This window comes from Kribbella sp. VKM Ac-2571 (assembly GCF_004362255.1).
GTDB classification, from domain to species: Bacteria; Actinomycetota; Actinomycetes; order Propionibacteriales; family Kribbellaceae; genus Kribbella; species Kribbella pratensis.
Genome location: NZ_SNWS01000012.1, coordinates 14,638 through 35,940, shown reverse-complemented (window position 1 = coordinate 35,940; position 21,303 = coordinate 14,638). Strand labels below are relative to the sequence as shown.

Sequence of the window (21,303 nt, the reverse complement as noted above, 5' to 3'; positions counted from 1 at the left end):
CACCTCGCGCACGCGGCCCACCTCTCGGCAGGCGCGGTCGGCTCCGTCTGGTCCCTGCCGAACGCGATGGGGCGGTGTCGGGCTACGTCGTTGGACGAGTGTCCGACCACGGGAACCCACCGGTGCTGCTGTCCGTGCTAATGCTCGAAGGCGCTGCTCTGTGGCTGCTGGGCGGTAGGACGAGCCCACCGGTCATGACCGCCGCGGTCGTCCTGGTCCTCTCGGCCGGTAGGGCGGGCAGCGCACTGCACTCCGCACTGGTGGCGTCCCGACGGCACTGGTCGTGGCGCTCCAACTGCCGGCGGCACGCCGCACCCGGCTCGATCGCGTCGGCATCGCCGGGGTGCACGTCCAACCTGACGAGCCAAACATTGACCGTCGGCGTACTCGTCACGTCGATCGCCTTCTTGTCGTCGGGGAAGTGGAGGTTCTCGCCGCATCGCGATGCTTGAGCTTCGCGCTCACCCCCGAGGCGCGCGCGGGCGAGTACCAGGGTCTCTTCACGACCAGCATCGCCGCTGGCGGCGGGCTCGGGCAGGCCGCCGCGACCCGGCTCGCCTTCCATGGTGGGGCAGCCGGTTGGGGTGGTCTTCCTCGTTGCAGGGGCCAGGATCTGAGCCACCACGCACGGGTTGCTGTTGACGCGGGCAGAAGGCGCGTAGCGCTGTCATAAGGGAGCAGCGACGAGCGGCGCGGCGCCGAGAACAACTGCTCGAGCGCGCCATGCACTACCTCACCCGCGTGGGCGTATGGCGGACCAGCCTTCGCGCGATCCCAACGGCGTCGGGTGCAGCCATCGGACGCTGCTGGACCATTTTCACAGCCGCGAGGTCCTGCTCGAGTCGGTGGTGCAGCGGTTGCTGGCCCAGCAACAACGGGGTCCTGCAGACGCTGGGCCAGCGGCGTCCGTCGGTCGAGGTTATGGATACGTTCTGGTGTCGCGTCGCCGAGAATGCGCGCGACTACGGACCCCTGTGCTTCGAATTGAGCAGCGTTGCCATGCACGCCGCCCGCACGCCGACCCGCACGAGACGGCGCTGAGGGCCGAGAACGTCCAGGTCTGGCTGAACGAGATCGCCCCGCTCTACGGGGAGCCCGACGAAGGCGGGCGGGCACTGAGCCGCCTCCACCTGGCGGTCGCACCTGGCCTGTTGCACGACCTGCTGCTCACGCGTGCTCGCCAGAAGGTGCAGCGATGTATGGACCCTTCGTGCAACTGGCACGGGCGCCGACGAACCGGTCCCGATAAGGGCGCGCGTGGGCAAGCCTCGTGCCACCCGTTCCACGAATCGTCATTCCTTGGATCCTAGATGTACCATTTGGTTCATCTAGGACTTGAAGGAGTAGGAATGGCAACGAACATTGTGATGGCGTTGGGTGCATTGATGGCCGGCGTGTCTGGGCTCGCCCTGCTGGCGCGCAAGGCCTTCGTCACCGACAACCTGGACCTCTACGGGGTGCCCCGCTCGTGGTGGCCGGGCCTGGGTCTGTTGAAGGTGACCGGCGCAGTCGGTCTGCTCGTGGGTTTGTGGGTGCGCCCCATCGGGGTCGCCGCGGCGACAGGTCTGTTCCTCTACTTCGCAGGAGCGATCGTGACCGTCCTCCGCGCACACAAGCCGAGTCACGCGGTCTTCCCACTCGCCTACCTGACCCCACCGGCCATCGCTCTGGTGCTCATCGGACTGGGTGCCGGCGGATGAGAGGTCCTGTGTCAACCCGCCTGCTGGTTGGTGGGGTTGAGGATGCGTTGGAGGGCGTTGTGTTTGGTGCGGTCTAGGTGCAATACCGTTCAGTTAGTGTGGCATCACCGCGTAGCTGGCTGGTTGTTGTGGTTGCGGCCAGTTGGTGTGGTGGGCGCGTTTGACGTGCCATTTGACGTACTTGCGTTTGATGACGCGGGGCGCGGAGCGCTGTCTTCGGGTGGGGTTGAGCCGGCGGAGTAGTCGGCGGAGGAAGTCCGGCCAGCCGGGGCTGTCGCGGCCGTGCTGGTCAGGGGGAAAACGCGCCCGGGTGGGCGAGGGTTTGGCGGGTGATCCGCAGCGCGGCAACGAAACTGACCCGGTCCGGATCGTGCCCGGAATGGGTTGCGGTCTCGGCCATCAGGGAGCGGATCGCGTAGTGGCAGCACAGATGGCCCCAGATCTCTTGGAGTACCAGGTCCGGGGACTTGCTGCGCAGCACGGTGCGTGGTCCGCGCTGGTGGGTCTTCAACTCATCGAAGGTCAGTTCGATCTCCCACCGCTGGGCATACGCCGCGGCGAGATCGGTCGCATTCACCTCGTCGGGGTCGGTCAAGGTGGTGAAGAGTCTGTAGGCGGTGGGGTTGTCCCGGCCGTCATCGATGGTGTAGTCGATGACCCGGACCAGCATCGGCTCCTCGCGCCGCGCCGCGGCTGTGTGCGTCTGACGTAGGTGGGCCAGCCAGGAGCCGTCGGGAAGATCCTCAAGGTGGATCGGCTTGGGCCCGGACTTGTCGGTGCGGATCCGCCACAACAGGTCGGCGCCGGTCGCGATTGCCTTGCGCCACAGGGCGTAGGAGAAGAAGCCGCGGTCGGCGGTCAGCACCATCCCCGGCACCATCCCAGGCACCATCCTGTCCAGGAGCCGTTCGGCCAAGGCGGCCTCGGACTCGGGGTAGGTGCCGATCTCGGCCGCGAAGACCGCGTGGGTGCCGCACTCGGCCAGCGCGACCACCCGGGCCTGGGGGAACGCCGCCTGCTCGCCCTTGTCGACCCCCGGGCGGCCGAAGTACTCGTGGTTGGCGCTCGTGTCGGCCACGTCCAGACACATCCCGTCGATCGCGACCAGACGCCGCCCGGCCAGCCACACCCCCGGCGTCGTGGCCGTCCCGACCGGTCTGGCGACCCGCTCGAAAAGCGCCGCCAACGGCTCGGCACCCAACCGCGCCCGCGCCTGGAAGATCGCGGACTTGCTCGGCGGGCGAAAGGTCTCCGTCCAGCCCAAGGCCCACGACAGCCCGTCGGTCAACTGCGCGAGCACGTCCTCGTAGGAACCTTCGGAGTACAGCGCCATCCCGATCGCGAAGTAGGCCATCACCCGCGCCGGCAGCGAACGGTGGCGCTGCTCGGTCCGACCGACCCCAGCAATCACCTCATCCACCAGCGCCGGCGGGAACACCCGCGTCAGCACACCCACCGACACCAGGTCCGACAGGCGCCGCTCCGACACCGGCTTCTTCCATCCACCACGCGGCATGCGACCAAACTACAGCACTGCAACCTTAACTGAACGGTATTGGGTCTAGGTGTGGTCTAGGTGGTGTTGTTTGCCGGCAGTGCCAGATGACGAACGGCCAGGCGCGGGCGAGGATGCGGACGGCGTGGGGGTGGTCGTGTCCGCGGTCGCGGGCGCGTTGGTTGAGGTCGGCTGCCCAGGGCTTGCCGTGGCGGGTTGTCGGCGGCGAAGTCGGTGACGGCGTCGCGGAGTTGTTTGTCGCAGGCCCATCGGAAGGCGACGGATCTGAGCTTGCCGGACTGGCGGGTCGACGCCGGCCAGGCGTGCCAGTGCTCCGGGGGTACGGACCTTGGCTCGGCAGTCGCCGATCTCGGCGACAGGCCGACCGCGCCCGGAAAGGTGTGTCGCGCAGGTGCGCGCGGAGTTGGTTGGCGGTCGCGATCCCGGTGAGCGACAAGGTCCTTGCGGGCGCGGCAGGCCCGGCGCAGTATGACGGTGGCGGGGCTATCGGGAGACAGCGGCGTCAGCCGGGCCCTGTCGGTGCGCAGGGTGTCGGCGAGCACGAAGGCGTCGAGCCGGTCGTCCTTGTTCCCGGCCGATTCGTAGCGGCCGCGCAGGTTCTTGACCTGGTTCCGGGAGATCACGACCACCGTGACACCGACCTCGAGCAGCGCGGCGACGACCGGGCCGTCTGGGCGCTCGGCGGTTACGCCGGCGCCGTCGTCAAGGAGTGCGTCTGCGTCATGGCCCGCAACGTCGCGACCAGGTCCGCAGTTCGCTACCGGTGGCCCCCGGGGCCACCTTGAGCCAGCGCCTGGAGGTGGCCGCAGCACGCGCTGAGCTCTTCAGACGCGGGCGCTAACCTCATTTACCGCTGCCCGGGCTCAGGCTCCCAGAGCCAGCGCGTGACCGGTTGCGGCGTGTTGATGGCTGACGGCGCGCAGTGGACGGTACACCGATAGCGGAATCCCGCCTTCTGCAAGGTGCGGTTCGGCGCGGTGTTGTACGCGTTCGGCTGGCAATACACCCGACGTAGCTGCAGTACCTCCGCGTAGTGCCGCACGGACAGGGCGACGAATTGCGTTCCCAAGCCGCGATGGCGGTCCTCGCGGTGCAGGAGATGCAGGTGCATGAACGCCTCGTCCCCGAAGGAGATGCGGTCCACGGTGCTGAGGCCCACCACGTCCTGGTCGACGAGCCAGAGCACGCCGTAATGCTCCCGTTCGGGCAACGGGCGGGCGAAGTCCTTCTCGTAGGCCCGGCGCCACTCGACGCGTGGGGGCAGGAGTGCCCGACCGACCCCCAGAAGGGCGAGGTGCCCGTCGCTCGCATCGTGGAAGTAGTCGATGCGGAGGTCGACATCGGCGGGTCCCATCGCCCGGATCGTGAATCGGTCGCTGCGTTCATCCACCCGAGTCCCTCGGTCACCAGACATCCTCAGCCCCTTGATAGGACGGCGGCCGGAAAGGCGGCCCGTTCTTCGGGCCCGTCGAGCCGGAACGCAGGAACCCACGGACGAGTGGCTCTACCAGGTCCTGGCCTTCCGCGAGCAGGTCGTGCCCGGCTCTCTCCACGTAACAGACGGCCGCCCGATCAATTCCCAGTATTTCATCACCGATCGCCAAAACATGTAGCCACACGAGCCCTTCAGGATCATCGTGGGCACGTCGAGCTGTTTCAGACTGCGCTGGAGCTCGCGGGACTCGTCCTGCCCCGGAGGGAGCGGCCCCGACTGCATCCGGTAGAAGCCCGTGGAGCCCACCGGCGGGTCCCACGGCGGGATGCAGTACAGCGCCGGGCTGGCCCCGCGCTGCAGTTCGTCGCTGATGGCGTCGGCCTCGGGGTCGGACACCACAGTCCTGGCCCGCGCCGGGTCCAGGTGCGCGAACACGTAGGTCGTCAACGGTCGCGGCTGCAGCGCGAGGCCGAAGAGATGCCGCTTCTGGGCACCCGCCAGGTATCCGAACAATGCGTTCGGCGAGTCGTCCCGCCAGTCCCGCGGACCCGGCGAGACCAGGATCATCCGGTCCACTCGTGCGGGGTACTGCGGCCGCGTAGCCCGCCGCCAAGTAGGCGCGGGCCGCTGATCGCCGCCACCGCCTTCTGAAGTGATCTCTGCCGCCCGTCCGTCTGGTTCTGGCGGGCTCATCATCCGTACGCATTATCCAGATGGTACACACTGGCGCAGCGCAGAGATAGTCTGTGTACCATCCGGTACCTTAACGGGATGGATTCCGCACTGAATTTGACCATGGAGGACGCCGCACGCGTTCTCGACGCCCAACCGTTCAGCCGCCTCCTGGGCTGCCGCATCACCGAGTTCCGCCAGGGCGCCGCCACCTTGGAACTTCCGAACCACGACGACCTGAGGCAGCAGGACGGGTTCGTGCACGGCGGAGCGCTGGCTTATCTGGCGGACAACGCCATCACCTTCGCGGCCGGCTCGGTCCTCGGGGCGCGGGTCCTCACCGCAGGGGTCAGCATCGACTACCTGCGTCCGGCGACCGGCGACGTGGTGGCGACCGCATCGGTCGTCGGCCGGACCGGAAGGACGGCCGTGTGCACCGCGATCCTCGTCAGCAGGGGCAGCACGTGTGCGGTCGCGCACGGCAGCGCACGGCTGATCGAGCGTTGACACGCCCTGCGATCGAATCGAGCGTTGGCGCCCCTGCGATCGAGAGGCCGAGGATCATGCCCACACCAACCGAGAAGCACGACCCCGCGTTCTCAGACGTCACGCCCGCGCATCCGCTCTGAGAGGCGACCGTGCGCGTACTGGAGAAACTACCTCTAAAGTCCCGGCGCGCACCCGCAGCTCCTGCGCCTGGCACCGGAGAACTCGAGGCGGTTCCGGGGACCTGCAGGTGTGGCACGCGTTCGCCGCGTACGGGCGCGAAGGTCACGGGGAGGTCGTCCGGCGGTGCAACGACAACACCGCACGGTTCGCTTGCGGCTGGAGTCGCTCGCCGCCACCTCCCTGGTGGGCCCGTCCGGTTGAACGTGGTCCGTTTCCGGACCCCAATGGCACCCGACGGCCTCGTCGACGCGATCGCGCGTTCCGGCGATGCGTTCCTGACCGCCACCGTGCACGAGGGTAGGCCCGCCGTACGTGCCGCATTCAGCAACTGGCGCACCCGTCACGAGGATGTCGACCGGCTCCTCCCGGTCGTGGCCGGTCTGGTGCGCCAGGCTCCGGACTGAGTCCGGCCATCAGGCGTCGGCCGCGAGGACGCCAGCGAGGGCCTCGGCACCAGCGGTGGTCAGCACCACCGGTCGCCTGACCGGGCCGGGGACCAGGTACTCCCTTCGATCAGCCGCGCCAGCAGCACGTCGGCTGCTTCACCGGCGAGGTGGAATCGACGCTCGGGCCAGTCCAGGCACGGCCGGGACGGGGCGCTGGCCCGTGCGGTGCGGCAATGCGTCGAGTCCGGAGAGGAAGTCCCGACCGGCAGCCGTGAGCTCCCACGACTCGGAGATGTGTCCCGCGCGGCGCATACAGTCGGCCAGCGCCACGCCCGAGTTCGTGGCCAAGTGGCGGTAACAAGTGCGGGCCGTGCGCAACTGGGCGTCGGCGCGCTGGCCGCGGTAGCTGTGGCTTGCCGGGATCACCTCATCCCGCTCACCCTGCTCACCCCGCTCGGTGGAGAAGGACCCCAGCCGCTCGATCAACTCGGCGGCCTCAGGGTGCGCGATCTGCAGGTCGCGATGCCTGCCGTCCTGGCCTCCTCCAGCAGATCCCTCGCGACGAGCACTGCAGGTGGTCGGTGGCGGTGGAGCGACTCACGCCCGCGGCAACGGCGAGCTCGGACGCCGTCCAGGCCCGGCCGTCCAGCAGGCAGTGGATCATCGCCGCGCGCGGCAGGGTCCGCCAGCGCTCACGCGACGTGCGCGTTGTCCGGCCTGGACGCCGTGGCGGAGCCGGCTCTCCCTCCGCGTCCGGATGCGAGAGTGGTCATCGCTCGGGCGCCACCCGCGATAGGCGGCTGGCGAGGACGCGGAACAGGATTCCCGCCAGGAGCAGCGGGGCCGAGACTCCCAGCCACCCGTCGAGGCCGTGCGTGACGGCGACCGTGGTGACCACCACGGGACCGAGCATCACCCCCGATTGCCAACCGAAGGTGAACAGGCCTTGGTAGGCCCCGGCGCCATCCGCGGGCGTGAGGTCGAAGCTCAGCGTCCAGGTGCTGGTCAGGACCGCCACCTCTCCGAGGGTCAGCGCGATGACGGCGAAGACCAGAGCGGTCACGGCCAGGGCGCTGCCGCGACCGTGGGCGGCCCACATCGAGACGTTGCCGACGGTCAGCGCCAGGCCTCCGAAAGCCGCCCACTTCCCGGCCTGCCACGCACTGACGCAGCGCCGCGCGATGGGCATCTGAAGCACCAGCACTAACGCAGTGTTGAAGACGAGGAGGACGGTGACAAGGTAGCGGGGCACCTGGGTGTGCAGGGTGATCCACAGCGGCATCGCCACCTCCAGCAGGGCGATGTGCGTTCCGAAGACCGTGGTCAGGGCCACGAGGGCCAAGAATCGCCTGTCCCTCGACGGCTTCGATCGCGGGTCGTTCGTAGCCGACGACGACTCCGGGGCGTCCCGATGCCCGGCGTTGCCAGGCAGGTGCCAACTGATCCCCGCGGCGACCAGGTAGAGCATCGCTGCCGACATCAACACGATCCGCGGAACCATCGGGTCGTCGCTGATGAGGGCGATCGCGCCGAGTGAGGCACCGGCTCCAATGCCCAAGTTCATGGTGAGGTAGGTCCGAGCACGCAGCGCGACCCGCTCCTCACCCTGGAAGTCCCTGACGATCACGACACTGCGGACGGCGCCGCTGCCTAGGTTCGCCGGGCCGAAGAGCATCGCGAACGGGACTACCGTCAGGTACGTCGGCGACCAGGCGAAGCCCAGGAACGAGACGCATTCCACCAGCGCCAGCGCGACCAGGATGCCGCGGGCGGGGATCCGGTCCGACAGTCGTCCGAAGCCATAGGCGCCGATCACACCCGCGAGACTGCCCAGAGTGATCACCAACCCCGCCTGCGGCGCGGTGGCACCCAGGAACCGGATCATGTGCACGGTCAAGACGCTCATGAAGATCCCGCGCCCCGCGGACCTGACCATGCTGGAGGCCAGCAGGACGCGGACCACTCGACGATCACGGACGCTCGACGCGCGGACGCCTTCGTTCGCGGGAACGCACGCGGTGTCCCGGTCGCCCGCCCCGGTCGCACGCTGCGCCGCGACGGCCGCGCTGCTACTCCCACCGCAACCCGTCGGCCCGGCGGCCACCGGTTCTCCTCGACGTGCTTGCACTCGCCCTCCTCATCAGGCCCGGCTGGCCCCGATGTCGCCGTTCAAGTGGCAAGGCCCTGCCGAATGACTAAATGTACCATCTGGAACATGGGTCTTATCTCCGCCCCGCGACGGCGCCATGCTTCGCTCCCGAGCCCCCTAGCCCCCGAGCCTGACGCCCATCTCGTCGGGCGGCCTTCGACCAGACCTACGTCCTGGCCTGGGTACCGACAGTCGCGGGTCTGAGAACCTGCGCTCGAACCCGGAACTAGTCATCAACCTGGCCGAACCGCATCTCACCGAGGCGATTGAGTGGATCGCACCCACGACCGGGTCGGATCCGGTGCCCGTCGACAACCAGCTGCTCTACCTGTACGAGCGGGACAAGTGGAAGCTGGGTGGATTCAGTCGCCTCGAGAGCGAACTAGTGGCGTCTCGGGCATGACCCACTGGGCGGACGATTGCGTCGCGGTCTTCGCCGAGACCCTGCGCGTCCACGTGTGAGCGGACCTCGTCATTCCAGGGACGTCGTACGTGGACACGAGCCGCTGGCGCCCCGTTTTCTACACCTTTCGCTACTACATCGCGTCGGCCGAGGAGGTCGGGCGCAGCTTCAAGGCGGAGCACTGATTACCGCGTACGGGCATCTCCGACCTCGATGTACCGGCTGGTCAGAGACAAGGAGGCAGAGTCGTGAGAATCTCCCCGGCCACCGAGCGGCGGCGCCTGAGCATCGGCGAACAACAGTCCGCGCTCAAGCAGACGTACGTCCGACTGAACCGGGAGGTCGGCTCCCGGATCGACAAACGCCTGCACGAACTGGTGAAACTGCGGGTCTCGATGGTGAACGGCTGCGCTTACTGCCTGGAGATGCACACGCCCGAAGGCGGAGAAACAGGATTGCCGCAGGAGAAGTTGGACCTGCCGCCGGCGTGGCTCGAGGCGCAACGGTACGAGGCCGGGGAGCGCGCCGCGCTCGCGCTGGCCGATGCCGTCACGGCGCCGAACCAGTGGCTGCGCGCCCGACGAGATCGTCATCGCCGGCTTCTCGCAGGGCGCCGTCACTGCCGTGTCAGTTCTGCTGGTCCCCGCGCTACCCTTCGCGCCCGCGAGGACCGCCGTTCTGGGTGGCTACCTGCTCTCGCACGGCACCTCGACCGGGACCGTCAGGTGTTGTGCGCTCACGGGCGCGACGACTGAGCATCTTCGCCGGGCGCGGATTCGAGTTGGCCGAGCACCTGCGGCAGGCCGGCCCTTGTCTGCGCTGGCGGGTCGCCGAGAGGCGACACCGCATCGCGCCGCACCTGGTCGCCCAGCTGCGGAACTGGCTCAAGGTGTTCGAGGACGGATCCAATCCCAGCGATACCGGCCTCTCGGCCAGCCCGGTTCCCACACCGACCATCGAGATCACGGCCTTCCCCCGTATCGGAAGAGGACTGACGGGACGGCGCTCAGTCCTCGACGGGCCTGCCTCGGCCCTTCGGCACGGGCCGTTCTGCCGCGGCGGCCGCCACGCGCAGGACGGCGGCAGCCTCCTTGGTCATGTAGTCGACCGCGAGCTTGGTGTAGCCGAGGCGCGCGATCCACGCCACCGCTCCGCGCCACTCAATCGACAACGAGACACGACAGGTGCCGTCGTCCGTCGCCTCAACCCGGTGCCTGGCGGTCGTGGTGAGCCCCGGACCCCTCGCCCGCCAGGTGAATGCGCGCCCAGGGTCGACGTCCGTGACGACGTACTCCACTGTCTGCAGCCGGGGCTGCGCGACCAGGAACCGGGCTCCGATGACCGTACCCATCAGCCGACCACGACGACTGACCTCGCTCACCGTGGGCAGTAGTTCCGGCCAGGACTCGACATCGCTGAGTGCCCGCCAGGCAGCCGAAGCGCTGCCCGGTCCACTCTGGACCACTTCCAACATGAACCATACGGTACGTTTCCTCAGTTGTCTGCGCAACGTGTATCGCGGGGTCCGATAACCTGCACGACGCGAGGGCGGTGTCCGTCGGGCCTGCCGACAGCGAAGGTGGTGGGAACCCTTCAAGACTTCGCCGCCGAGCTCCTGCATTCCTCCGCACTCCCGCGGTCTGCTCGAGCACTCGTCGACCAGAAGGCCGCGTCTCAAGCCAGATGACATCGTCGGCGTGTCCATCCTGTGCATGCAGTACCTGAGGCGATCGCTCGATCAGGCCACCCCTCAGGTGTGAGACCTGCCGGTGATCGTACGAATAGGCGGTTCGGGCGACGGTGCCGGCTTGGTCGGTGGGATGGGGACGGCGACCGGTCGAACGCGTGTGCTCGAAAAAGATCCGCATCCGCACAACCAAGTTGTGCGGCGTCGCATCTCAGATGTGCAGGCGGCTTTCTACCGAAAGGAACTCCTTCAAATGTTTCGACAAGCGACGACACTCGCGGGTGCCGCGGTGTTGGCTCTGACGAGCCTGGCTGCCTCGCCCGCGGCCGCGACGCCAAGCGGTGCGACGGCTGCCTGCATGGTGAATGTCGGCTCGGTGACAGGCGACGGCGGTCAGACCTACCGGACTGTGACGTCGACCACCCCGCCCACCGCGGGCCCGCAGCGCACGACGACCGGCGTCTTCCAGCCGGGCGCGGTGCGGCTGAGCTCGACGTTCATCGACAGCGCGAACCCGATGGTTCCGGGCTCGGCGCGGAATGGGTTCGTGGTCATCGGCGACAGCCTCTACACCCGGGGATACACCACTGACGGCTCGGATCAGATTGACCCCGAGTTCCCGGGCGGGTCGACCCGTATCGGTGGCGGCTGGACGCCGTACCGGCTGATCGAGCGATCGTTCTACCGACCGCTCGACACCGACATTCCGGATCGGACGCACTTCTACGGGCTGCGGAACGACGGCGTTCTGGTTCGGTGGAAGGTCGCCAACGGTTTCCAGGCAGCAGGTTCGGCGGTCGGCTTTTCGGCGGTCAAGTCGATGGCGCTGATCAGCCAGACCGGCTCGTACGACACCTTCCTGGCCAACACCGGCGGCGGTGCCCTCTACACGATCCGGATCCCGGTCACCTCGCCGATGACGCCGGTGGTGAAGAAGGTCCGGGCCGGCGGCTGGGCCGGGAGCACACTGATCGCGAACCGCTGCGGTGCGTACGGCACGGTTGTGCTGGCCGTGAACGACGCGACGAAGACGGGCGCGCTGTACGCCGTCGGGCACGCGAACGGTCTGTCGACCGTGATCAATGCCATCGGCAACGTTCCCGCCGGCTTCGAGAACCCGATCCAGTTCCGCTGGGCTCCGGAGTCGGACTACCTGAACGGTGAGTGACCGGTAGCAGCCTCTCGTGGTCCGTCTCGCATCAGGTGATGCGAGACGGACTCGCGAACGGCGGCCCGCCGGTCGGCGACGACCGCCTGAGTGGCCCAGCGGGGTCGCGCCGCCGGGTTCACCAGGCCTGCTGGCCGGCGTACGAGCGCATCGGCTCGATGGTGCCGGATGCGTTCTCAATCCCGTCGGCACGGCGTGCAGGCCGATGACCTGGCCGCCGACCCTTGCCAGGGCGAGCTCACCTACGGGGCCTGCGGCTAGACACCGTGTTCGTTCGTCGGTCTTCTCGCGCGGCCGCGGAAGTCACCGGTAACCCTGCCTTGCGTGTCGCGGACTCTTTGATCATCGCCGAGACCGCCTTGCTGTGTGCGATGGCTCGCGGAGATCAGTGCTGATGGCACCGAGGGGGCCGGCCGCCAGCATCCTGAGGGCTGATTGCGCCGGCCACGATCAGCACCGCTCGTATTGCACCTCTGCGGGTGGCGCCGGTGCGCGGTATCCGCACTCGGCGGCTGATTCTTGTCGTAACGCCGAACTGACGCCGAAGCGGCTCAGAACCCTTTGCTGGCTGGCGCTGATGCCGCGGACCTGGCCGTGATCGCAGTCCGGCTGACGCTGGACAGCTGTATCGCGGTTGTCAGCCCTTGCCTGGTAGCGTACCGTATGGTACATCCCGAAGGAGTGCCATCCAGTGGAACGACGAACCGTACGTGTGCCGGGGTTCCGCAAAGTGCTGGCATGCTTGGACGCCTCGGCCGTTGCGCTGTTGCCCGGTGCGCCGCGCTGTAGCGAGTTTCTTGAATATGTTGCACACGCCATCATCCACACACAGTCCCGTGGTGGCGCTCGGCGAGGCGTCCGATGACCGTGCTGATCGTCCTGGCTGCAGCCCTCCTGCACGCAAGCTGGAACGCACTGACCAAGTCGGTCCATGATCGACTAGGGCGTGTCCTGCGGATCGGCTGAGGCGGTGTTACGGATGATGCTGGTGTGGTTGGTCGAGGAGAGTTGACAGATCGTGCCTGGGACCGGATCGCGCCGTTGCTCCCGCCGACGGGCGGGCGTGGTGGTCGTTGGCGGGATCACCGTCAGGTGATCAATGCGATCTTGTGGAAGCTGTGGACAGGGGCTCCCTGGCGCGATCTGCCGGACCGGTACGGTCCGTGGAAGACCGCCCATGAACGGCTGCGGAAGTGGACCGCGGACGGCACCTGGGACCGGATCCTCGACGAGGTGATCGTCAAGGACGACTCGGTCGGACAGGTCGAGTGGATCGTGTCGGTGGATTCCAGTGTCGTCCGGGCGCACCAGCATGCCGCTGGCGCCCGGAAAAAGGGGGATGCGCCACCGGAAGGGTCGAAGCCCTCGCGGTCGACGGCGAAGCGATCGGCCGGTCCCGTGGCGGGTTGAGCAGCAAGATCCACCTCGCCGTCGACGGGCGGGGCTGCCGATACGCACGATCCTCACTGCCGGGCAGGCCGGCGACAACCCGCAACTGCTGCCGCTGCTGAACGGCATCAGCATCCGCCGGGCCGGACCCGGACGGCCGCGCAGCCGCCCGGACGAAGTGCGCGCCGACAAGGCCTACTCCCACCCCTCGACCCGTAAAGCCCTACGCATCAAAGCCATCCGGTTCACCTGCCCCGAACGCAGCGACCAGATCGCCTACCGCGCCACGAAGGGCTCACACGGCGGCCGGCCACCGGCCTTCGATGCCGACAGCTACAGGCACCGCAACGTCGTCGAACGCTGCTTCAACCGGCTCAAACAGTTCCGCGACCTCGCCACCCGCTACGCCAAACGCGCCGCCTACTACCGCGCCGAACTGACCATCGCCGCCATCATCCTCTGGCTCCGCAACGATCCGCAGGACAGTGCCTAGTGTCGCGTGTCGTTGATTGGTTTACGTTTGGGTTCGGGGAGAATCGGGGGCATGTATGTGGCTCGGGCTCTGCGGCTTCGTGATGGTGATCGTGCGCGGTTGGAGGCGGTGACGCGGGCGTCGACGGCGCCGGCGGGGGTGGTTCAGCGGGCAAGGATCGTGTTGCTGGCCGCCGACGGGGTACCCAACACCGAGATCGCGGAGCGGACCTCGTCATCGCGGCCGACGGTCGTGAAGTGGCGCAACCGCTACGCCGAGGCCGGGATCGATGGTCTGGGTGATCTGCCGCGACCGGGACGCGCACCGCAGATCGACGAGATCGAGGTGCTGGCCGAAACCCTGGCGGACAAGGGGAAACCGCCGCCCGAGCTCGGGGTGCCGCACTGGTCGTCGCGGCTGCTCGCGGCCCGGCTGGGGATCTCGTTTGCCACGGTGGCGCGGATCTGGCGGAAGTGGAACATCCAGCCGCACCGGATCGAGACGTTCAAGTTCTCCACCGACCCCGAGCTCGAACCCAAGATCCGTGATGTCGTGGGGCTGTATCTGGACCCGCCGGCCAACGCGGTCGTGGTCTCGATCGACGAGAAGTCCCAGATCCAGGCCCTGGATCGCACCCAGCTCGGGCTGCCGCTGCGACCCGGTCTGCCGGCGCGGCAGACCCACGACTACATCCGTCACGGCACCACCACGCTGTTCGCCGCGCTCGAGGTCGCGACCGGCAAGATCAGCGCCGACGCCTGCTACCCCCGGCACAGCAACGCCGAGTTCCTCGCCTTCCTCAAACAAGTCGCGAAGGCCCACCCGCGCGTGAAGCTGCACGTCATCTGCGACAACTACGCCACCCACACCCACCCCAACGTCAAGGCGTGGCTGGCCAAGCACCCCCGGATCACGCTGCACTTCACCCCGACCAGCTGCTCCTGGCTCAACATGGTCGAGATCTTCTTCGGCATCATCACCCGCCAAGCCATCCGCCGCGGCACCTTCACCTCCATCGGCGACCTCCACGACGCCATCCGCGACTTCATCGACGCCTACAACGACCGCGCCAAACCCTTCACCTGGACCAAGACCGCCGACACCATCCTCACCAAGATCAGCCGTAAACCAACTTCAAACACGCGACACTAGGTGCGCAGACAAGGGCGGGTCTCGGAACCGTCTCAGCGCTGCGAGAAACGAGCGTCGTGTTCGCGGCGATCATCGGCGCGCTGCTTTTCAAGGAGCGGTTAGGGGTGAGGAGGATAGCCGCCGCTGCCGTTGTGACGACAGGCATTATCCTGGTGTCGTAAACGAAGCGAGGTTGAGCTGCCGGCTTCCATCGAAGGACATGACGTTCCGTAAGCCGGCGATCGACACGGTCACGAGACTGGCCGGGAGCGGATCTTGGGCTCGGCCATCGAATGCTTTGCAGTCAACGGTATCGGCGATGCGTACTTGCGTCGGATCGCCGGTTCGATGGGCTCCAGCCACCGATTGCTGATCTATCTCTTCAGGTCCTGCGCAGGCTTGCTCGAGGCCGTCGTCGATGAGTTGGAGAAGAGCGAACGCGATATCTTGACGCACATGCTGAACCAGCCGGATGGGACTGCTGCGCGGACAGGTGACATCTGAGATGGTTTGCCGAGAGGTGGCCTGGAAGGATGTTGCTGTTCCCAAGCCTCATCCGCGTGAGTTTCGTGATGACGTTGTTCGTCTGGCTCGCGGTCGGGGACCCGGAGTCACGGTCGAGCAGGTCGCCAAGAACGAGCTGCTGCGCGGGGCCGCGGCGTAGCTGTCCCAGGCCAGTCTTCCGAGGAAAGGCTCCACCCGCGTGAGCGAGCTGGCCGCCGACGGGCTCCCTGTCGCGGTGACGTGCGGGGTAATGAAGATTGCTCGCCAGCCGTACTACCGGGGGCTGGCCAGGCCGCCCACGGAATGCCGAGCTCGAGCAGGCCCGCCGGGCCAACGTGTTGTTCGATGTTCACCGCGATGACCCGGCGTTCGGCTGCTGGTTCCTGGTCGACGAGGCTCGCCATGCCGGCGAGCTGAAGGCGGATCGCACCGGATGGCGGATCTGTTCGGCCATGGGCTTGTGGAGCGCGTGTGGCAAGAACGGCAAGAAGCCCGGTCCGCCGGTCCACGACGACCTGGTCGGCCGCGACTTCACCGCGCAGCCGCCGAACCAGCTGTGGCTGGCCGACATCACCGAGCATCGCACGAACGAGGGCGCAAGCTCTACATGTGCGCGGTCAAGGATATCCAACCGGATCGTGGGCCATTCAGGAACGCCGACGAGCCCGATCGCGGCCATCGCCGAGCGCCTCAAACCTCGCCGGCGAACGCGCAGCCAGCCACGAGCAGGCAGCCCGCGCTGGCCCTTTTTGGTCGAACCGGGTCTGAGCCCAGAGTGACCACTCATCCCACTGACTCATCCCCCTACTGCACTTTGGATTTCAGTGGTAGTTCAGTTGGGATCTTGCGCGTGCACGGACTGGTGCGACCCAGTTGAACGGCGAGGGCGAGTATGAGAGCGCCGCAAACAATGTCTGCGCAGACGTGCAGTTGGCGCCACCACGCCATGTGAATGGAGCCGTCGACCAGGTAGTGGCCGACTCCGAGCAGGCCACTGCCGGCATAGAAGCCGAGCAGCCATGCTGCCGGCTTGCCTTGGCCTCGGAGCAACAGGCGTAGGCCAAGTGCTCCGACGGCCGTGAACACAAGCCACGCAGCCACCACGCCAGCCAGTGGCGGCGGAGGTAGTCCCAAGACATGACCTTGCGGGTAGTCGTCGTAGTTCACCGTGTTGTCGACGTAGTGGACGATCGACACCATGAAGCCCACTACTAGTGCAGTGACGACAGTCCTTCTGCTCGGCATACGCCTCACCGTTCACTCTGGCCGGCCGCGCCGGGTGGGCGTCGACATCGAGCGCGCGGCGAGGGAGTAGCGTTCATCTTACCCGTCATGAACCAGATGGTACACGGAGGCCAGCACGATCGACCAGGTGGATGCGCGAGTCGTGGTCGACCGGGGGCGCTCCGCGGCTCGTCGACCCACAACTCCCGAGTCGACCCTGAGCAGGGCTTCGGTCATCGCCGAGACGGGCGTTGTGGTGACAATTGGTCGCCGCGAGCCTGATCGACCCCGACGCTGCGCAGGACGTACCGTAAGGTATGTCTATCAGCACCTCGGCGACTGAGAGTGGCCGCGAGCGGCTCCTGCGCCTGGCGATCGAATACTTCGCGGCCAATGGCATCGGCGATGCCAGTCTGAGGCAGATCGCGAGCAAGATCGGGTCCAGCCACCGGATGCTGATCTACTACTTCGATTCCCGCGACGGATTGCTGGAGGCTGTCGTCGGTGAATTGGAGCGCGCTGAGCGCGACACTCTGACGGAAATGCTGAACCGGCACGACCGGCCTGGACGCGAGCTGGCCTGGGAGTTCTGGAGTCACATCGCTGACATCGCGGACTTTTATGCGCCGCTGTATTTCGAACTCGCCAGTCGCGCGATGCGAGGAGAAGATCCTTCCGCAGCGTTGCGGATCCCGAACGTGGAGATGTGGGTCGAAGCGCTCGCTCGCATGTGGTCCGGCGCGCATCTCAAGCCCGCGCAGGCGAAGGTGCATGCCCGACTCAACCTCGGTGTTGCTCGCGGTCTCCTCCATGATCTTCTTCTGACCCGCGACCGCAAGGCTGTGGACCAGGCGATGGCGATGTGGGACTGGCTCTGCTTCCGCGAGCCAAGTCCCGTGCGGCAGATTGCTCGCATGAGTGCATCGTGGACTGCGCCTCGTCCATCTGAGTAGCTCGGCTACAGGCCTACTCGACGCGACCGACCAGCCGCCCCGGCTCTGCTGGCGGGCTTCCACGGATATGGCGACCGGCATCGCCTCGCAGATGGAGGACGCTCTGAGGCGTGTTTGGTGTAGTGAGGTTGAGTGTGGAGCGTCGAAACCGGCCGGAGGCCGGCAGCCCATCGACGCGGCCAGGTCTGGGGCTTCGGTGTCAGTGCTTCCTCCGGGCGACGGGCTCGGCGTTTCCTGACGAGGCCTGCCAGGTCGCCGGTTCTGGCGTTGCGGCCGAGGGTGCAGTAACCTACCCGCGAAACTGCATGTACCGAATGGTACGAACGTAAAGGAGATCCGATGCGGACTCGGGTTGCTGTGAGGACGCGCAAGGCGGCCGCGATTGCCGCCACTGTCGCTGTCGCGATGGTTTCGCTGCTGGTTCCGGCTGGTGAGGCCCAGGCAGCGAAGGAGGCGGTGCAGGCGATCCCTCGCGCATACGATCTCAACATTCTCAACTCCGAGTCGAATCAGTTCCTGTCGCTCGGATCAGGGGCCGACAACGGCATGCCGGTGATCCAATGGAGCTGGGATGGCGGCCGCGACCAGTACTGGAACATTTGGAAGCAGGTCGACGCCCCCGGCGAAGCGGACGACAGATACCTCATCGTCAACGATTGGAGCGGCAAGTGCGCCGGGATCAGCGGCGGCGCAATGTACAACGGTGCCCCCGCTATCCAGTGGGACTGCAATCATGACGCCTGGGCCAACTACTGGTTCGTCCGGTCGGAAACCAATGCAGCAGGCCTGACTGTCTATCGGCTGAAGAACGTCTGGAGTGGGAAGTGCTTGGCGATTGCCGGCGGCAACCCCACCGTAGGAGCACAGGCGATTCAATGGGACTGCATCAGCGATCCAGATCAGCAGTGGCACCTCCTCCTCGGGTAGTCCCTCAGATCTGCCCCCATGCGTGAGCGCTGTGGTTGCCGATCGCCTCGTGCGTGGGGGATCGGCCCGTCGGCGGTCGGCGCGGGACGAGGCAAGATGAGAGCTGGTCTCATCTGCGACGTTCAGATTCGGTGGTCCGGGATGTCGAGGTCGCCGTACTGCCTGGTTTCCGGGGTGCTCGACGAGAAGACAGTGCGCGATCTCGTCTGCCACTGGCCGATGGCCGACGCCCGCGGGGATCACGAAGGCGTCGACTTGCTCCAGCATGACCGGGTCTCGTCCCTCGAGGTCGATGCGGAACCGGCCGTCCCAGCAGAGGAACATTCAACCTCGTCGTGCTGGTGCCGCGGGAACTCGCCGCGCAGCCGGGGCGAGCCGGACTTGGATCCGCGGCATCACGCATCCAGCTTCATGGCGTTCTTGCCTGTCGGGGTGAGGAGTTCGAGGCGCAGAGCGGGCTGGCCCTGATCGTCGAGCGCGTCAAAGACCACCTCTGTGTGCTCAAACTCAACCGAGGACGACGGTGCCCGACGGCGTGGCCGATCATCTTCGCGACCTGTTGGATGCTCGGCTGACGGCTCGCCTGACCCTCGACCAGGCCGCCGGCATCCTGCTCGCGCGATCGCCGGTTGGCGCCGTCGTTCCCGAGGTGGGCTTCTATGATCAGTCCATCTAACCCGCCACTTCGAGCGCATCCTCGCGGTGCGACCGGCCCGCTACGCATCGGAGGCGCGGGCCTCCGCGCGCCGAGGTGAACGTCCTGGTCTGGTGCGCGCGTACACACGTTGATGTGCGGCGTCGGACAACCGATCCGTAGGAGCCAGGGGGAGAGGTCGCCGGGATGCCCGATGTTATGGGCGGAACGCCGCGATCAGGCGGCCTGACCGCGGTCGCAGGAGTTGTGCTCGCTGGTCGTGAGACAGGGGATAGGCGTCGCCGCCGGTCGGGCGTAAGCTCCGTCCCACGTCATGTGCCAGATGGTACATCTATTCAGGAGGTCCCTTGCGAACAGGCGTTTTGATGAGGAATCGGAAGCTCGCGGTGCTCATGGCCAGCGCGGTCGCGCTCACGTCGACGTTTGTTGCCCCGGCCGCTGAGGCGGGGTCGGCCAGTGTGGATGTGGCCGACTACTACGTCAACATCGGGAATGCCGAGACCGGCAAGTACCTCTCGACAATGGGCTTCGATAATGGCTCCAAGGTCGTCCAGTGGGGGTATGACGGCGCCGAGGACCAGTACTGGAAGTTTGTGAAGAAGGTCGACGTGCAAGGGGAGAACGATGACCGCTACTGGATCGTGAACTCGGCCAGTCATCGATGCGCCGGCATCAGCGGCGGTGGCCAGTCCAACGGCGCTCCGGCAGTCATCTGGGATTGCAACGAGGACGCTTGGGCGAACTACTGGTTCGTGCGGCTGGATTGGATCGAGAACGGTGTACCCGTGTACCGACTGAAGAATGTGTGGAGTGGCAAGTGTCTAGCCATCCCCGGTGGCAACACCCAGAACGGGACGCAGGCGATTCAATGGGACTGCATCAACGATCCTGATCAACAATGGACGGCGCGCTGAGTCTTGCCTGGCTGGTTCGTGCCGACCTGTGAGCCAGCGCACGGGGACGGTCTGGGCTCAACAGGTCGGACAGGAACGGAACCTGTCCAGCAGGTGTTGTGAACGCGAATCCACGCCGTTGCTGGGTGTAGCACTTCGAGGTGCTGCACCCAGCAACGGCACCCGATGGTGACGATCTGGCAAGCCACGGTGCCCGACCGCGGCTCGCAAACTGGTGGCCGTCTGACCAAGAGCATCTGCCGCTTCGGAACTGGTCTCCAATCGGACGACTCAGCTCTGCGGCAGAACGTGGTCCAGGAGGAGCGCGTAGCGAGTGTCGGCCAACCTGCGGTCCACTGTGTCCGAGACTGGGCGGATTCGATCGGTTGTCGCACCAGCTCGAGCACGGAGGTTTGCGATGGGCGGAGGAAGAAGCCGTTGCCGGAGGCGTCGCCAGGTGGGTCGGCGGGTGCGCGGCGGCAGTGGGCGGCGGATCGAGCGATGCGACCGCCGATGCGTTCACCGGGCCGGCCTGAGCCCCCGCGCGGTGCAGCGTGAGTTCTGGAGGCTAGTCCCGTCGGGTGTGACGACGGTCCAGGCCGCTGAGTCCCTTGGTGTGTCATGGCCGGTCGAGGCCCGCTGGTCACGCTGGCGGCATGCCGCAAATCAGCTTGGACGAGCCCACGGATCGGTAGTTGTGGTTCGCGGAGCGGAAGGAGATCGCGCTGCTGCGCGCTAGGGAGGTCGGCGTGTGGGAGTCCCCGCCGGATCAGACGCGACCCCGGCACGGTCTCTTGCGAGCTCCGTCGCAACTCGGCGACCAGTGGCGGCAAGCAGGTCTTCCGGGCCGTGGTGGCGCGGTGGAAAGCGCAACAGGCAGGGAAGCGCCCGAAGGCAGCGAAGCTCGTGAACGACGACAGGTTTCGTGAGTATGTGCAGGAGCGGCTGGATGGGAGCGTCCGCCGACCCGACGGCACGAGCGTTGCGGGCCCGGAGACCCCTGTCTGGAAAGGGCTGAACAAAGCCGCACCGGCAGGACAGGCGATGGGCGACGGCGTGGAGCCCGGAACAGATCTCCCTCCGGCCCCGGGTCGACTTCCCCGATGATGAGTTCATGCGCGTCAGTCATGAGGCCATCTACCAGTCGCTGTTCATCGAGGGGCGTGGCGCGCTCACGCGAGGCTTGGTCGCGTGTCTGCGCACGGGCTGGGCGCTGCGGGAACCGCGAGCCCGATCGGGGTAAGGCCCCTGCCATCTCTGTTCGTCCCCACCCCGTGCTCGTTCTCACCCAGGCCCATCTCGACCACATGGGATCAGCCCAACAGTTCACCGACTACTGGGCCCAGGCGAGCGAAACCCGTCTCGACTCC

20 protein-coding genes and 3 pseudogenes are annotated in these 21,303 nt (G+C 66.9%); 15 read left to right on the top strand and 8 right to left on the bottom strand.

What is annotated here, in order from left to right; genetic code table 11:
* Nucleotides 1-82: 82 nt before the first annotated feature.
* Nucleotides 83-565: a hypothetical protein gene (locus EV651_RS25145; protein ID WP_133787715.1), complete on the bottom strand. Its 483-nt coding sequence runs from the start codon at nt 563-565 to the stop codon at nt 83-85.
* A gap of 784 nt (nt 566-1,349) precedes the next feature.
* Between EV651_RS25145 and EV651_RS25140 the strand changes: the two genes are divergently transcribed.
* Nucleotides 1,350-1,700: a DoxX family protein gene (locus tag EV651_RS25140; RefSeq protein ID WP_133787714.1), complete on the top strand. Its 351-nt coding sequence runs from the start codon at nt 1,350-1,352 to the stop codon at nt 1,698-1,700.
* A 289-nt stretch (nt 1,701-1,989) separates the two neighbouring features.
* Here EV651_RS25140 and EV651_RS25130 read toward each other — a convergent pair whose 3' ends face one another.
* The 4 genes from EV651_RS25130 to EV651_RS25115 all read right to left on the bottom strand — a co-directional run bounded on the left by EV651_RS25130 (nt 1,990) and on the right by EV651_RS25115 (nt 5,227).
* The gene (locus EV651_RS25130) at nt 1,990-3,216 is read right to left on the bottom strand and encodes an IS4 family transposase (RefSeq protein WP_133787712.1); all 1,227 of its coding nucleotides are present in this window, start codon (nt 3,214-3,216) and stop codon (nt 1,990-1,992) included.
* A gap of 56 nt (nt 3,217-3,272) precedes the next feature.
* Nucleotides 3,273-3,839 carry a transposase gene (locus EV651_RS41535; RefSeq protein ID WP_238157202.1) on the bottom strand — a complete coding sequence of 189 codons (567 nt, stop codon included), beginning with the start codon at nt 3,837-3,839 and terminating at the stop codon, nt 3,273-3,275.
* A 224-nt stretch (nt 3,840-4,063) separates the two neighbouring features.
* Nucleotides 4,064-4,606, bottom strand: a complete 543-nt coding sequence (locus EV651_RS25120) for a GNAT family N-acetyltransferase (RefSeq protein ID WP_166658772.1) — start codon at nt 4,604-4,606, stop codon at nt 4,064-4,066.
* A gap of 114 nt (nt 4,607-4,720) precedes the next feature.
* Nucleotides 4,721-5,227: a hypothetical protein gene (locus EV651_RS25115; protein ID WP_133787710.1), complete on the bottom strand. Its 507-nt coding sequence runs from the start codon at nt 5,225-5,227 to the stop codon at nt 4,721-4,723.
* 195 nt (nt 5,228-5,422) lie between these two features.
* On the opposite strand from EV651_RS25115, the gene EV651_RS25110 reads away from it, so the two are divergent.
* The gene (locus EV651_RS25110; RefSeq protein WP_133787709.1) at nt 5,423-5,830 is read left to right on the top strand and encodes a PaaI family thioesterase; all 408 of its coding nucleotides are present in this window, start codon (nt 5,423-5,425) and stop codon (nt 5,828-5,830) included.
* A gap of 386 nt (nt 5,831-6,216) precedes the next feature.
* Entirely contained in the window at nt 6,217-6,396 is a 180-nt protein-coding gene (locus tag EV651_RS25105; RefSeq protein WP_133787708.1) for a hypothetical protein, read from the top strand.
* Between the two features lie 751 nt (nt 6,397-7,147).
* Here EV651_RS25105 and EV651_RS25100 read toward each other — a convergent pair.
* Nucleotides 7,148-8,482 carry an MFS transporter gene (locus EV651_RS25100; RefSeq protein WP_133787707.1) on the bottom strand — a complete coding sequence of 445 codons (1,335 nt, stop codon included), beginning with the start codon at nt 8,480-8,482 and terminating at the stop codon, nt 7,148-7,150.
* 696 nt (nt 8,483-9,178) lie between these two features.
* Between EV651_RS25100 and EV651_RS25095 the strand changes: the two genes are divergently transcribed.
* Nucleotides 9,179-9,685 (top strand): carboxymuconolactone decarboxylase family protein, encoded by a 507-nt coding sequence (locus EV651_RS25095; protein WP_166658771.1) that lies wholly within the window; start codon nt 9,179-9,181, stop codon nt 9,683-9,685.
* Between the two features lie 251 nt (nt 9,686-9,936).
* Here the strand turns inward: EV651_RS25095 and EV651_RS25090 are convergent, their stop codons facing one another.
* On the bottom strand, nt 9,937-10,404 hold the full coding sequence (locus EV651_RS25090; protein ID WP_166658770.1) for an SRPBCC family protein: 468 nt from the start codon (nt 10,402-10,404) through the stop codon (nt 9,937-9,939).
* A 466-nt stretch (nt 10,405-10,870) separates the two neighbouring features.
* Between EV651_RS25090 and EV651_RS25085 the strand changes: the two genes are divergently transcribed.
* The 6 genes and pseudogenes from EV651_RS25085 (at nt 10,871) to EV651_RS41950 (ending at nt 16,060) form a co-directional block, all read left to right on the top strand.
* On the top strand, nt 10,871-11,785 hold the full coding sequence (locus EV651_RS25085; RefSeq protein ID WP_166658769.1) for a hypothetical protein: 915 nt from the start codon (nt 10,871-10,873) through the stop codon (nt 11,783-11,785).
* Between the two features lie 990 nt (nt 11,786-12,775).
* A pseudogene (locus tag EV651_RS25080) lies at nt 12,776-13,667 on the top strand (IS5 family transposase).
* A gap of 51 nt (nt 13,668-13,718) precedes the next feature.
* Entirely contained in the window at nt 13,719-14,798 is a 1,080-nt protein-coding gene (locus tag EV651_RS25075) for an IS630 family transposase (RefSeq protein WP_133787704.1), read from the top strand.
* 14 nt (nt 14,799-14,812) lie between these two features.
* Nucleotides 14,813-14,959, top strand: a pseudogene (locus tag EV651_RS43350) (EamA family transporter); the annotation flags it as partial.
* Between the two features lie 94 nt (nt 14,960-15,053).
* On the top strand, nt 15,054-15,281 hold the full coding sequence (locus tag EV651_RS25065) for a hypothetical protein (protein ID WP_133787703.1): 228 nt from the start codon (nt 15,054-15,056) through the stop codon (nt 15,279-15,281).
* A gap of 335 nt (nt 15,282-15,616) precedes the next feature.
* The gene (locus EV651_RS41950) at nt 15,617-16,060 is read left to right on the top strand and encodes a hypothetical protein (protein ID WP_202870521.1); all 444 of its coding nucleotides are present in this window, start codon (nt 15,617-15,619) and stop codon (nt 16,058-16,060) included.
* 25 nt (nt 16,061-16,085) lie between these two features.
* Here EV651_RS41950 and EV651_RS25050 read toward each other — a convergent pair whose 3' ends face one another.
* Complete coding sequence (locus EV651_RS25050; protein ID WP_133787701.1) at nt 16,086-16,481, bottom strand: hypothetical protein; 396 nt, start codon at nt 16,479-16,481, stop codon at nt 16,086-16,088.
* Between the two features lie 341 nt (nt 16,482-16,822).
* Here EV651_RS25050 and EV651_RS25045 point away from each other — a divergent pair, with 341 nt between their 5' ends.
* The 5 genes and pseudogenes from EV651_RS25045 to EV651_RS42550 form a co-directional block, all read left to right on the top strand.
* The gene (locus EV651_RS25045) at nt 16,823-17,458 is read left to right on the top strand and encodes a TetR/AcrR family transcriptional regulator (protein WP_133787700.1); all 636 of its coding nucleotides are present in this window, start codon (nt 16,823-16,825) and stop codon (nt 17,456-17,458) included.
* Nucleotides 17,459-17,797: 339 nt separating this feature from the next.
* Nucleotides 17,798-18,385 carry an RICIN domain-containing protein gene (locus EV651_RS25040; protein WP_133787699.1) on the top strand — a complete coding sequence of 196 codons (588 nt, stop codon included), beginning with the start codon at nt 17,798-17,800 and terminating at the stop codon, nt 18,383-18,385.
* A 523-nt stretch (nt 18,386-18,908) separates the two neighbouring features.
* Nucleotides 18,909-19,061, top strand: a complete 153-nt coding sequence (locus EV651_RS41530; RefSeq protein ID WP_166658768.1) for a hypothetical protein — start codon at nt 18,909-18,911, stop codon at nt 19,059-19,061.
* Nucleotides 19,062-19,405: 344 nt separating this feature from the next.
* The gene (locus tag EV651_RS25035) at nt 19,406-19,954 is read left to right on the top strand and encodes an RICIN domain-containing protein (RefSeq protein ID WP_133787698.1); all 549 of its coding nucleotides are present in this window, start codon (nt 19,406-19,408) and stop codon (nt 19,952-19,954) included.
* Nucleotides 19,955-20,628: 674 nt separating this feature from the next.
* Nucleotides 20,629-21,170: pseudogene (locus tag EV651_RS42550) on the top strand (transposase); the annotation flags it as partial.
* Nucleotides 21,171-21,303 lie beyond the last annotated feature (133 nt).

What these genes read in the sequence shown, in the direction of transcription:
- EV651_RS25145 (WP_133787715.1), bottom strand. Translation starts at nt 565, where the DNA reads ATGGAAGGCGAGCCGGGTCGCGGCGGCCTGCCCGAGCCCGCCGCCAGC.
- EV651_RS25140 (WP_133787714.1), top strand. Translation starts at nt 1,350, where the DNA reads ATGGCAACGAACATTGTGATGGCGTTGGGTGCATTGATGGCCGGCGTG.
- EV651_RS25130 (WP_133787712.1), bottom strand. Translation starts at nt 3,216, where the DNA reads ATGCCGCGTGGTGGATGGAAGAAGCCGGTGTCGGAGCGGCGCCTGTCG.
- EV651_RS25110 (WP_133787709.1), top strand. Translation starts at nt 5,423, where the DNA reads ATGGATTCCGCACTGAATTTGACCATGGAGGACGCCGCACGCGTTCTC.
- EV651_RS25105 (WP_133787708.1), top strand. Translation starts at nt 6,217, where the DNA reads ATGGCACCCGACGGCCTCGTCGACGCGATCGCGCGTTCCGGCGATGCG.
- EV651_RS25090 (WP_166658770.1), bottom strand. Translation starts at nt 10,404, where the DNA reads ATGTTGGAAGTGGTCCAGAGTGGACCGGGCAGCGCTTCGGCTGCCTGG.
- EV651_RS25085 (WP_166658769.1), top strand. Translation starts at nt 10,871, where the DNA reads ATGTTTCGACAAGCGACGACACTCGCGGGTGCCGCGGTGTTGGCTCTG.
- EV651_RS25075 (WP_133787704.1), top strand. Translation starts at nt 13,719, where the DNA reads ATGTATGTGGCTCGGGCTCTGCGGCTTCGTGATGGTGATCGTGCGCGG.
- EV651_RS25050 (WP_133787701.1), bottom strand. Translation starts at nt 16,481, where the DNA reads ATGGTGTCGATCGTCCACTACGTCGACAACACGGTGAACTACGACGAC.
- EV651_RS25045 (WP_133787700.1), top strand. Translation starts at nt 16,823, where the DNA reads ATGTCTATCAGCACCTCGGCGACTGAGAGTGGCCGCGAGCGGCTCCTG.
- EV651_RS25040 (WP_133787699.1), top strand. Translation starts at nt 17,798, where the DNA reads ATGCGGACTCGGGTTGCTGTGAGGACGCGCAAGGCGGCCGCGATTGCC.
- EV651_RS25035 (WP_133787698.1), top strand. Translation starts at nt 19,406, where the DNA reads ATGAGGAATCGGAAGCTCGCGGTGCTCATGGCCAGCGCGGTCGCGCTC.